General features: G+C 68.7%; 13 protein-coding genes. 10 read left to right on the forward strand and 3 right to left on the reverse strand.

Going from position 1 to position 10,305, the window contains the following annotated elements; all coding sequences use genetic code 11:
• Positions 1 to 7: 7 nt before the first annotated feature.
• A complete protein-coding gene (locus tag FHD68_RS19635) occupies positions 8 to 178 on the forward strand; it encodes a DUF6525 family protein (protein ID WP_280115177.1) in 171 nt (56 codons plus the stop codon).
• Positions 179 to 275: 97 nt separating this feature from the next.
• Positions 276 to 1,253 carry a zinc-binding dehydrogenase gene (locus tag FHD68_RS14965; RefSeq protein ID WP_045981522.1) on the forward strand — a complete coding sequence of 326 codons (978 nt, stop codon included), beginning with the start codon at positions 276 to 278 and terminating at the stop codon, positions 1,251 to 1,253.
• 24 nt (positions 1,254 to 1,277) lie between these two features.
• On the opposite strand, the gene FHD68_RS14970 is transcribed toward FHD68_RS14965, so the two are convergent.
• Together FHD68_RS14970 and FHD68_RS14975 are read right to left on the reverse strand one after the other, a co-directional pair.
• Positions 1,278 to 1,634 carry a YigZ family protein gene (locus FHD68_RS14970; protein ID WP_127897997.1) on the reverse strand — a complete coding sequence of 119 codons (357 nt, stop codon included), beginning with the start codon at positions 1,632 to 1,634 and terminating at the stop codon, positions 1,278 to 1,280.
• Positions 1,634 to 2,050: a Fur family transcriptional regulator gene (locus tag FHD68_RS14975; RefSeq protein WP_127897996.1), complete on the reverse strand. Its 417-nt coding sequence runs from the start codon at positions 2,048 to 2,050 to the stop codon at positions 1,634 to 1,636. The genes FHD68_RS14970 and FHD68_RS14975 overlap by 1 nt, the downstream gene beginning before the upstream one ends.
• A gap of 97 nt (positions 2,051 to 2,147) precedes the next feature.
• On the opposite strand from FHD68_RS14975, the gene FHD68_RS14980 reads away from it, so the two are divergent.
• The 5 genes from FHD68_RS14980 (at position 2,148) to FHD68_RS15000 (ending at position 6,996) form a co-directional block, all read left to right on the forward strand.
• Positions 2,148 to 3,023: a metal ABC transporter solute-binding protein, Zn/Mn family gene (locus FHD68_RS14980; RefSeq protein ID WP_127897995.1), complete on the forward strand. Its 876-nt coding sequence runs from the start codon at positions 2,148 to 2,150 to the stop codon at positions 3,021 to 3,023.
• Positions 3,016 to 3,888 (forward strand): manganese/iron ABC transporter ATP-binding protein, encoded by an 873-nt coding sequence (locus tag FHD68_RS14985; RefSeq protein ID WP_127897994.1) that lies wholly within the window; start codon positions 3,016 to 3,018, stop codon positions 3,886 to 3,888. Before FHD68_RS14980 ends, FHD68_RS14985 begins: the two co-directional genes overlap by 8 nt.
• A 67-nt stretch (positions 3,889 to 3,955) precedes the next feature.
• A complete protein-coding gene (locus FHD68_RS14990) occupies positions 3,956 to 4,816 on the forward strand; it encodes a metal ABC transporter permease (RefSeq protein ID WP_127897993.1) in 861 nt (286 codons plus the stop codon).
• Positions 4,813 to 5,628, forward strand: a complete 816-nt coding sequence (locus FHD68_RS14995) for a metal ABC transporter permease (protein WP_127897992.1) — start codon at positions 4,813 to 4,815, stop codon at positions 5,626 to 5,628. The genes FHD68_RS14990 and FHD68_RS14995 overlap by 4 nt, the downstream gene beginning before the upstream one ends.
• Positions 5,629 to 5,700: 72 nt before the next feature.
• The gene (locus FHD68_RS15000; RefSeq protein WP_127897991.1) at positions 5,701 to 6,996 is read left to right on the forward strand and encodes a GH1 family beta-glucosidase; all 1,296 of its coding nucleotides are present in this window, start codon (positions 5,701 to 5,703) and stop codon (positions 6,994 to 6,996) included.
• Here FHD68_RS15000 and FHD68_RS15005 read toward each other — a convergent pair.
• Entirely contained in the window at positions 6,993 to 8,591 is a 1,599-nt protein-coding gene (locus FHD68_RS15005) for a GMC family oxidoreductase (RefSeq protein WP_045981514.1), read from the reverse strand. The genes FHD68_RS15000 and FHD68_RS15005 overlap by 4 nt on opposite strands.
• A gap of 124 nt (positions 8,592 to 8,715) precedes the next feature.
• Between FHD68_RS15005 and FHD68_RS19070 the strand changes: the two genes are divergently transcribed.
• From FHD68_RS19070 to FHD68_RS15015, 3 genes are all read left to right on the forward strand, one after another.
• On the forward strand, positions 8,716 to 8,880 hold the full coding sequence (locus tag FHD68_RS19070) for a hypothetical protein (RefSeq protein WP_164871398.1): 165 nt from the start codon (positions 8,716 to 8,718) through the stop codon (positions 8,878 to 8,880).
• The gene (locus FHD68_RS15010; RefSeq protein ID WP_127897990.1) at positions 8,880 to 10,061 is read left to right on the forward strand and encodes a vWA domain-containing protein; all 1,182 of its coding nucleotides are present in this window, start codon (positions 8,880 to 8,882) and stop codon (positions 10,059 to 10,061) included. The genes FHD68_RS19070 and FHD68_RS15010 overlap by 1 nt, the downstream gene beginning before the upstream one ends.
• A partial coding sequence (locus tag FHD68_RS15015) for a DedA family protein (RefSeq protein WP_425277551.1) occupies positions 10,058 to 10,305 on the forward strand: 248 nt, incomplete at its 3' end. The genes FHD68_RS15010 and FHD68_RS15015, both read left to right, overlap by 4 nt.

Raw genomic sequence — 10,305 nt, forward strand, 5'->3', positions numbered from 1 at the left:
TCCGCCGCTGCGCGCCTGGCTGAGCCGCGCCGCACTGCCCTGGTCGCCCGTATCCTGCCTGCGCATCTGGCAGCGGCAGCGGGCGCGGGGGGCCACGATCGACCAGATCCTGGCCGCCCTGGACCGGGCCGAGGCGCGGGCGCTGGCCCGCGAGGTTCCCGCCGAACGGGCCGCTTGACGCGGAGTCATCCTGTCGCCGCCTGCGCGCCGGCACTGGCAACGGCGGGGGGCAATGCCTAGGTCAGCTGCAACGAACAGGACCGAAAGGATATCTTATGCGCAGCGTCACCCATGACCGCTTCGGCGAACCCGCCGACGTGCTGCAGTCGACCGACACCGACCGTCCCGCCCCGCAGGATGGCGAGCTGCTGGTCCGCGTGCTTCTGTCGCCCATCCACAATCACGACCTGTGGACCATCCGCGGCAATTACGGCGTGCGTCCCGACCTGCCCGCCACCGCCGGCAGCGAGGCCGTGGGCATCGTCGAGGAGACCGGCCCGGGCGTCGACCCCGCCCTGAAGGGCCGCCGCGTCGCCGTCGCGGGCCTCAAGGGGTCCTGGGCCGAATACGCCGTGGCCCAGGCCGCCGGCGCAATCCCTGTCCCCGACGAGATGCCAGACGCGGCCGCGGCCCAGCTGATCGCCATGCCCTTCAGCGCCATCACGCTGCTGGAATTCCTGCACGTATCGCGCGGTGACTGGGTGATCCAGACCGCCGCCAACGGCGCGGTGGGCAAGATCATGGCCGTGTTGGCGCAGTCGCGCGGCGTGCGCCTGCTGAACCTGGTCCGCCGCCCCGAAGCGGTCGAGGAACTGACCGCGATGGGCATGACCGACGTCATCTCGACCAGCGACCCGGACTGGGTGGCCAAGGCCCGCGCGATCATCGGCAAGGACGGCGCCCGCGCGGCGGTCGATTCCGTGGGCGGCGCGGTCGCGGCCGGGCTGGTCGACCTGCTGGGCACCGAGGGGCTGCTGGTCACCTTCGGTTCGACCACCGGAGAGGACCTGCAGCTGCCTGCTGGGCCGATCATCTTCAAGCACCTGTCCGTCAAGGGCTTCTGGGGTGCCAAGGTGATGCCCGCCACCCCGGCAGAGGATCGCCAGCGCATGTTCGGCGAACTGATCGGGCTGGTCATGGACGGCAAGCTGGACCTGACCGCGGGCGGCACCTTCGGACTGGACGAACCGACCCAGGCCGTCACCGCCGCCCTGACGCCGGGCCGCACCGGCAAGGTGATGTTCCGGCCCTGACCGAGGGGGTGACCCGTCGCCGGGTCAGCCCGCCCCCATCTCCCGCAGGTAATGGCGCACCGCATCGGCGACATGCCGGAACCGGTCCCCGCCCAGATGCTTGCCGCCGTACCAGCGCGTGACGATGACCACATGATCCTGCAGGCCGGCGCGGTCCAGCATCTGCAGGATCAGCTGCCCTGCGCCGCTTTCCCCATCATCATCCTTGACGCCCTCTCCGCCCAGGATGGCGGCCCAGCTGTGATGGGTGGCCTTTTGGAACCGCTTGACCCGCGTCAGTTCGGCCAGCATCGCGGCCACCGCCGCCCGGTCGGCGGCAGGCCCGCCCGACACCGCATAGCGCGACCCCCGGTCGCTGATGATCTTGTCGAACACCTGCATCAGCGCCGTCGCACATACAGCTCCAGCCGGTGATGGATGATGTCATATCCCATCTCGGCGGCGATCTCGGCCTGAAGGCGCTCGATCCGTTCGTTAGTGAACTCCATGACCTCGCCGCTGTCCACGTCGATCATGTGGTCGTGGTGGCGCTGGTCGGCGGCCTCCCAGCGGGCGGGCTCTCCCTGGAATTCCAGCTTCTCGATCACGCCCTGCGCCTGCAGCGTCGTCAGCGTGCGATAGACCGTGGCCAGCGACACCCCCGCCCCGGCGGTGACCGCGCGGGCATGCAGCTCGGCCGCGTCGGGGTGGTCGTCGGCCGCGGCGATCACCTGCAGCAGCGCCGCGCGCTGGCGCGTGACGCGGACCCCCGCATCCCGCAACGCCTGCTCCAACCTGTCCGCTCGTCGTCTGGTCATCCGCGCATTCTGCCGCAGCCGGGGTCCAGTTGCAACTGGTTCTCAACTGTTGACAGTTGCGAACCGTTCGCAGATAACAGGGGCATTGGAGGATGCGATGTATCGATTCCTGACGCCATTCCTGTTCCTGATCCCGACCCATGCGACCGCCGACCAGCTGCAGGTCGCCACCAGCTTCACCATCATCGCCGACATGGCCCGCAACGTGGGCGGCCACTTGGCCGAGGTGCGATCCATCACCCCGCCGGGGGCGGAGATCCACGACTATCAACCCAGCCCGCGCGACATCATCGGCATCGCCGATGCGGATCTGATCCTGGTCAACGGGCTGAATCTGGACGGATGGGCGCAGCAATACCTGGACCGTGCGGGCGACGTGCCCATCGTCACGGTGACGCAGGGCATCGACCCCCTGCCGATCCGCAGCGGCGATTACGAAGGCAAGCCCAACCCCCATGCGTGGATGGCGCTGGATTCGGCGCGGATCTATGTCGACAACATCGCCGCCGCGATGGCCCAGGCCGACCCCGACAATGCCGCCGCCTATGCCGCGAATGCGGACGACTACAAGCAGCAGATCGCCGATGTCGTGGGCCCGCTGCGCGACGCCGCCCGGGCCCTGCCCAAGGATCGTCGCTATCTGGTCACCTCCGAAGGCGCCTTCAGCTATCTGGCCCGCGATTTCGGCCTGACCGAGATGTATCTCTGGCCCATCAACGCCGAAGGCCAGGGCACGCCCCAGCAGGTCCGTGGCCTGATCGACGCCATGCGTGACACCGGCGCGCCGGTGATCTTCTCGGAAAGCACCATCTCGGACCGTCCGGCGCGCAGCATCGCAGCGGAAACCGGGGCGGACTATGGCGGCGTCCTCTATGTGGACAGCCTGTCGGACACGGACGGGCCGGTGCCCACCTATCTGGACCTGCTGCGGGTCACGTCGCAGACCATCGTGGACGCGCTGGCCGATGGCTGACCCTCAGACCCAGCGCGACCCCCTGGGCATCGAGGTCGGCGACCTGACGGTTGCCTATCGCAACGGCCACCGCGCCCTGGCGCAAGCCAGCTTCACCGTGCCACAGGGCTCGGTCACCGCGCTGGTCGGCGTGAACGGCGCGGGAAAATCGACGCTGTTCAAGGCGCTGATGGACCTGCTGCCCCATGCCACGGGTCAGGTGCGCATCCTGGGCCTGACCGTGCGCCAGGCCCTGTCGCGCAACCTGGTCGCCTATGTCCCACAGGCGGAGGAGGTCGACTGGACCTTCCCCGTGCTGGTGCGCGACGTGGTGATGATGGGCCGCTACGGCCATATGGGCTTCCTGCGCCGCGCCCGCCCTGCAGACCGACAGGCGGTGACCGATGCGCTGGCCCGCGTCGGACTGACCGATTACGCCACCCGCCAGATCGGCGAACTGTCCGGTGGCCAGAGAAAGCGCGTCTTCCTGGCCCGCGCGCTGGCGCAGGAGGCGCGGGTGATCCTGCTGGACGAACCCTTCACCGGCGTCGACGTGCAGACCGAACAGACGATCATCACGCTTCTGCGCCAGATGCGCGACGAAGGCCGGGTGATGCTGGTCTCGACCCATGATCTGGGCTCGGTCCCTGAATATTGCGACCGCGTTGTGCTGGTCAAAGGCACGGTGCTGGCCTTCGGCCCGACCGAGACGACCTTCACACCCACCAACCTGCGCCAGGCCTTTGGTGGCACGCTGCGCCATTTCATGTTGGGCGGCACCGACCTGCATGCCGACGCGGACGCGCGCAACGTGGACGTCTTCACCGACGACGAACGCCCGCTGATCTTCTACGACGACCGTCACCGGACGGGGGGCGGCGCATGAGCATTTCTCCTTTGCCCCAATACCCTGCGGGGGTGCGGGGGTGCAAAACCCCCGCGCGCGACGCCCGATGATCGATCTGGCCCTGACGCCCTTTACCTATGGCTACATGGCGACCGCGATCTGGGTCTCCGCCCTGGTCGGGGGCGTCTGTGCGTTCCTGTCGGCCTACCTGATGCTCAAGGGGTGGAGCCTGATCGGCGACGCGCTGTCCCATTCCATCGTGCCGGGCGTGGCGGGGGCCTACATGCTGGGCCTGCCCTTCGCGCTTGGGGCGTTCCTGTCGGGTGGACTTGCGGCGCTGACCATGCTGTTCCTGAACACCCGCACGGGGCTCAAACAGGACGCGATCATCGGCCTGATCTTCACAGGCTTCTTCGGCATCGGGCTGTTCATGGTGTCACTGAACCCGGTCGCGGTGGACCTGCAGGCGATCACCATGGGCAACATCCTGGCCATCGCGCCGGGCGACGTGATCCAGCTGGTGCTGATCTCGGGCGTCTCGCTGGCGATCCTGCTGATGAAATGGCGCGACCTGATGGTGGTCTTCTTCGACGAAACGCATGCCCGCACCATCGGCCTGCACCCGAACCGCATGAAGGCGCTGTTCTTCACCCTGCTGGCCGCCTCGACGGTGGCGGCGATGCAGACCGTCGGCGCCTTCCTGGTCATCGCCCTGGTGGTGACGCCGGGGGCCACGGCCTATCTGCTGACCGACCGCTTTCCGCGGCTGATCGTGATCTCGGTCGTGATCGGCACGACGACCTCGGCCATCGGCGCCTATGCCAGCTTCTTCCTGGACGGGGCCACGGGCGGCATCATCGTGACGCTGCAGACGCTGATCTTCCTGGCAGCCTTCACCTTCGCCCCCACCCACGGGCTGCGCGCCACGCGCCGCCGCGCCCGCGATGCCGTGCGGACGCAGCCATGAATGCGCTGATCCTGCCCTTCACCTTTCCCGTCATGGCGGACGCGGCGCTGATCGCGGTGATCGTGGCCATCCCGGCGGCGCTGCTGTCCTGCTTTCTGGTCCTCAAGGGCTGGGCGCTGATGGGCGACGGGATCAGCCACGCGGTCCTGCCGGGCATCGTGCTGGCCTATGCCCTGGGCCTGCCGCTGCTGGTCGGAGCCTTCGCGGCGGGCATGGTCTGCGCGCTGTCCTCGGGCTGGCTGGACGCCAACAGCCGCATCAAGTCCGACACCGCGCTTGGCGTGGTCATGGCAGGCATGTTCGCCGTCGGCCTGATCCTGTTCACGGTCTTTCCGCCCGGGGTGCATCTGGACCATCTCCTGTTCGGCAACATTCTCGGCATCGGGCCGGGCGATTTTGCCCAAGCCCTGCCCATCGCCGCCGTGGTGACGCTGGCGCTGCTGCTCAAATGGCGGGATTTCGCGCTGCTGGCCTTCGATCCGGTGCAGGCGCGGGTGTCGGGCCTGCAGGTAGGCTGGCTGCACTACGGGATGCTGGCGATGATCGCCGCGTCGGTCGTGGCGATGCTGTCGGCGGTGGGGATCATCCTGGCCGTGGGCCTGCTGATCGCGCCCGGCGCCATCGCCTTCCTGCTGACCCGCCGGCTGGCGGTGATGATGGCGCTGGCGACCGCCATCGCGGTGGCCAGCGCGCTGGCAGGCATCTGGGCCAGCTTCTGGCTGGACAGCGCGCCCGCCCCCACGATCATCGTGATCCTGACCGCGGTCTTCGTTCTGGCCTTTGCCTGGCGGCAGATGGCGCCCCGCGTGTGAACGGCGGCGCCTGACCCCTTTCCCGCCCCGCGCGGACATGCCAGCATGGTTGCGCCATCAGGAGGATCACCCATGCTGCCGCCCCGCACCGACTTTCCCGCAGGTTTCACCTTCGGCGCCGCCACCTCGGCCTATCAGATCGAGGGCACGGCCGGCGCGGGCCCGTCGCATTGGGACACCTTTGCCGCCACGCCCGGCAACATCATGGATGACAGCGACGGCAGCCGCGCCTGCGATCACCTGCGGCTGTGGCCGCAGGACCTGGACCTGATCCGCGACGCAGGCTTTGACGGCTATCGCTTTTCGACCTCCTGGGCGCGGGTGATGCCGGACGGGGTGACGGTGAACCCCGATGGTCTGGATTTCTACGACAAGCTGGTCGACGGCATGCTGGAACGCGGCCTGAAGCCCTTTCTGACCTATCACCACTGGGATCTGCCCGCGGCGCTGTCGTCGCAGGGCGGCTGGCAGAACCGCGACATCGCGCAGCGTTTCGCGGACCTGTGCACCACGATCAACGCCCGCATCGGCGACCGCGTGGCATCGGCCGCCACCCTGAACGAGCCGTGGTGCATCGCCTGGCTGTCGCATTTCCTCGGCCACCACGCCCCCGGCCTGCGTGACATCCGCGCCGCCAGCCGCGCCATGCACCACGTCCTGCTGGCCCATGGCACCGCGATGCAGGCGCTGCGCGCCGATGGCGCCACGAACCTGGGCATCGTGCTGAACTTCGAGACCAGCCACCCCGCCGACAACTCCGCCGAGGCGGAACAGGCGGCAGAGACGCAGGACGCGATCTATAACCAGTGGTTCATCCGCGCGCTGATGGGCCAGGGATACCCGGACGCCGCGCTGGCCGGGATCGGTCCGCATCTGCCCGACCGCTGGCAGGATGACATGGACCTGATCGCGCAGCCGCTGGACTGGCTGGGGGTCAACTACTACACCCGGCGCCTGTACACCCGGAACGACGGGCTGTGGCCCCACGCCTCCGAGGTGCCGGGCCCCCTGCCCAAGACCCAGATGGACTGGGAGATCCGCCCCGAGGGCCTGACCGAATTCCTGACCCGCCTGGCGCGCGACCACACCGGCAACCTGCCGCTGTATGTCACCGAGAACGGCATGGCCTCCGAGGTGCCGACCGACGATCAGGCCCGCATCCGGTTCATCGGCGATCACCTGCGCGCGACCAAGGCGGCGATGGATCAGGGCGTGGACGTGCGCGGGTTCTTCTACTGGTCGCTGCTGGACAATTACGAATGGGGCTGGGGATACGGCCCGCGCTTCGGCCTGGTCCATGTGGACTATGACACGATGGTGCGGACCCCCAAGGCCAGCTGGCACGCGTTCCGCGAAATGCTAACCTAACGCGCCAGGATCATCCCCGCCGCCTTGTCCGCGATCATCGTGACCGGTGCATGGGTGTTGCCCGACACGATCGCGGGCATCACCCCGGCATCGGCGATGCGCAGGCCCGACAGCCCGTGCACGCGCAGCTGCGCATCGACCACGGCCATCGGGTCCGACCCCATGCGCGTCGTGCCGACCGGGTGGAAGATGGTCGTGCCGACCTCTCCCGCCGCCTGCGCCAGATCGGCGTCGCTTTGTAGATGCGCGCCCGGCTTGTGCTCCTCGGGCGCGAATTCGGCCATGCGGGCGGTCGCCATCAGGCGGCGCGCATGGCGCAGGCTGTCGATGGCCACCTGTCGGTCGCCCTCGGTCGTCAGATAGCGCGGCGCGATGGCGGGGGCCGTCCGGGGATCGGGCGCGGTGATGTGCACGGACCCCGTGCTTTCGGGCCGCAGATTGCAGACCGACACCGTCAGCCCCGAAAAATCGTCCAGCGGGTCGCCGAACTTGCCCAGGGACAACGGCTGCACGTGATATTCGATGTTGGGCGTGTCGAACGCATCGGACGATTTCGCGAATATCCCCAGCTGGCTGGGCGCCATCGCCATCGGCCCCGTCCGACGCAACGCGTATTCCAGCGCGATGCCGGCCTTGCCCCAGATCGTTCGCGCCCGGTCGTTCAGCGTCCGCGCGCCGCGGATGCGGAACACGGTGCGCAGCTGCAGGTGATCCTGCAGGTTCTCGCCCACCCCCGGCAGGGCATGGACTGGCGCGATGCCCAGGGCCGCCAGGCGATCCGGCTGTCCGATGCCCGACAGTTCCAGCAGCGCGGGCGAATTGATCGCGCCCGCGGCCAGGATCACCTCGCCCCGCGCGCGCGCCAGCCGGCGCTGGCCGTGCTGGTCGAACAGGACGCCCGTGACGCGACGGCCGTCCATCTGCAGGCGCAGGACCTGGGCATCCGTCTCGATCCGCAGGTTGGGGCGGCCGCGGGCGGGGTTCAGGAAGGCCTTCCTTGCGTTCCAGCGGATGCCCTTGCGCTGCGTGACCGGAAAATAGCCGACGCCCAGGTTGTCGCCCCGGTTGAAGTCGGGGTTGGCGGGCAGGCCCAGCTCCTGCGCGGCCTGGGCCACCGCGTCCAGGATCGGCCAGCGCAGCCGCTGCTGTTCGACCCGCAATTCGCCCTGATCGCCGTGGATGTCGCAGGCCGGTTCGTAATGGCGCTCCGTCGCGCGGAAATGCGGCAGCACGTCGGACCAGGACCAGCCCGCATTGCCCATCTGCCGCCAGCGGTCGTAATCGGCCGCCTGCCCGCGCATGTAGATCATGCCGTTGATTGACGAACACCCGCCCAGAACGCGCCCGCGCGGATAGTTCAGGCGCCGCCCGTTCAGACCGGGTTCCGGTTCTGTCTGATAGCACCAGTCCAGCGTCGGGTTGCCCATCGCATAGAGATAGCCCACCGGCACATGCACCCAGAAGCGGTTGTCATGCCCCCCCGCCTCCAGCAGCAGGACCCGGTTCGCGGGATCGGCCGACAGCCGGTTCGCCAGCACGCACCCGCCCGAGCCCGCGCCCACGATGATATAGTCGTAATCCCCGAAATCCTGCATGCCGATCCTCCGTCCCGGTGGCGACGCTAGTGGCACGGCCGCGCGGGGACAAGCGGTCGCGGTTGCGGGCGGGGGCCGGGCACGGTATCTGCTGGGGGCCTTGGGTGCCACGGGAAGGACCGTCATGATCGTCATTGCAGCCGTCATCATCGGTGCCATCCTGGGCTGGCGCCGCGCCGGCCAGCTGGGCGGCACCCGCGCCGACCGCATCCAGTATGCGGTGGCATTCGCGCTTGGCCTGGCCATGATCGGCGTTGTCGCCACGATCATCGTTCATCGGATGAGCTGATGTTCCTGCCCTTTCTGGACAATCTGCGCAGGCACGGGGTTCCCGTCTCGCTGCGGGAATGGCTGGATCTGATGGAGGGCATGGGCGCCGGCCTGGACGGCATGACGGTCGAGGGGTTCCACGGCTTGGCCCGGCTGGTGCTGGTCAAGGACGAACGCCATATCGACCGCTTCGACCGCGCGTTCTCGGACACGTTCTCGGGGCTTGAGCAGGTCGATGTCGGCGACCTGCTGGACCCCCGCGCCCTGCCCGAAGGGTGGCTGGAGAAGCTGGCCGAAAAGCTGCTGTCGGACGACGAAAAGGCGCAGGTCCAGGGCCTGGGCAGCCTGCAGGCGCTGATGGATACGCTGCGCAAGCGGCTGGCCGAACAGCAGGGGCGCCATCAGGGCGGCAACAAGTGGGTCGGCACCGCGGGCACCTCGCCCTTCGGTGCCTATGGCTACAACCCCGAAGGCGTGCGCATCGGCCAGGACGGCAGCCGCCACCGCCGCGCCGTCAAGGTCTGGGACAAGCGCGAGTACCGCGACTTCGACGACACCGCCGAACTGGGCACCCGCAACATCAAGGTCGCGCTGAAGCGGTTGCGCCAATGGGCCCGCCACGGCGCCGCGGACGAGCTGGACGTGCCCGGCACGATCCGCGCCACCGCCGACCACGGCTATATCGACGTGCAGACGCGGCCCGAACGGCGCAACGCGGTCAAGGTGCTGCTGTTCCTGGACGTGGGCGGCAGCATGGACGACCATATCCGCGTCGTGGACGAGCTGTTCAGCGCCGCCCGCGCTGAATTCAAGCATATGCAGCATTTCTATTTCCACAACTGCCTGTACGAAGGCGTCTGGACCGACAACCGCCGCCGGTGGGACGCGCAGACGCCCACCTGGGACGTGCTGCACCGCTATGGCCGCGACTACAAATGCATCGTGGTGGGCGACGCATCGATGTCGCCCTACGAGATCGCGGTGCCGGGCGGGGCCAACGAACACTGGAATCCCGAATCCGGGCAGGTCTGGCTGCAGCGCCTTGCCGGGGCCTGGCCCGACCATGTCTGGCTGAACCCCGTCCCCGAGGCGCATTGGGGATACACCCAATCCATCGGCATGGTGCAGCAGGTCTTTCCCGACCGGATGCTGCCCCTGACGCTGGACGGGCTGACGCGCGCCATGCGGGTGCTGGGATGATCGCCCAGCTGACGGCCCTGCTGCCGGTCTGGGGGCCGTCGCTGGTGGGGGCGATGGCGTTCCTGTCCTGCATGATGGTCCCGGTGCCGACCTCGGCGGTGCTGGTGGCGGCGGGCGCGCTGACGGGGACCGGGCACCTGAACCTGGGGCTGATCGGCGCAGGCGCGGTGCTGGGGGCCAGCGCGGGCGACGCGGCGGCATTCCTGCTGGCGCGCCGGATGCGGCCGTGGCTGATGCGCGGCAG

Source organism: Paracoccus marcusii, assembly GCF_006151785.1.
Lineage (GTDB): Bacteria > Pseudomonadota > Alphaproteobacteria > Rhodobacterales > Rhodobacteraceae > Paracoccus > Paracoccus marcusii.

Excerpts from the sequence above, each read along its gene's own strand:
- FHD68_RS14975 (WP_127897996.1), bottom strand. The coding sequence starts at position 2,050 with ATGACCAGACGACGAGCGGACAGGTTGGAGCAGGCGTTGCGGGATGCG.
- FHD68_RS15000 (WP_127897991.1), top strand. The coding sequence starts at position 5,701 with ATGCTGCCGCCCCGCACCGACTTTCCCGCAGGTTTCACCTTCGGCGCC.
- FHD68_RS14980 (WP_127897995.1), top strand. The coding sequence starts at position 2,148 with ATGTATCGATTCCTGACGCCATTCCTGTTCCTGATCCCGACCCATGCG.
- FHD68_RS14990 (WP_127897993.1), top strand. The coding sequence starts at position 3,956 with ATGATCGATCTGGCCCTGACGCCCTTTACCTATGGCTACATGGCGACC.
- FHD68_RS14995 (WP_127897992.1), top strand. The coding sequence starts at position 4,813 with ATGAATGCGCTGATCCTGCCCTTCACCTTTCCCGTCATGGCGGACGCG.
- FHD68_RS15010 (WP_127897990.1), top strand. The coding sequence starts at position 8,880 with ATGTTCCTGCCCTTTCTGGACAATCTGCGCAGGCACGGGGTTCCCGTC.
- FHD68_RS14985 (WP_127897994.1), top strand. The coding sequence starts at position 3,016 with ATGGCTGACCCTCAGACCCAGCGCGACCCCCTGGGCATCGAGGTCGGC.
- FHD68_RS15005 (WP_045981514.1), bottom strand. The coding sequence starts at position 8,591 with ATGCAGGATTTCGGGGATTACGACTATATCATCGTGGGCGCGGGCTCG.
- FHD68_RS14970 (WP_127897997.1), bottom strand. The coding sequence starts at position 1,634 with ATGCAGGTGTTCGACAAGATCATCAGCGACCGGGGGTCGCGCTATGCG.
- FHD68_RS14965 (WP_045981522.1), top strand. The coding sequence starts at position 276 with ATGCGCAGCGTCACCCATGACCGCTTCGGCGAACCCGCCGACGTGCTG.
- FHD68_RS19070 (WP_164871398.1), top strand. The coding sequence starts at position 8,716 with ATGATCGTCATTGCAGCCGTCATCATCGGTGCCATCCTGGGCTGGCGC.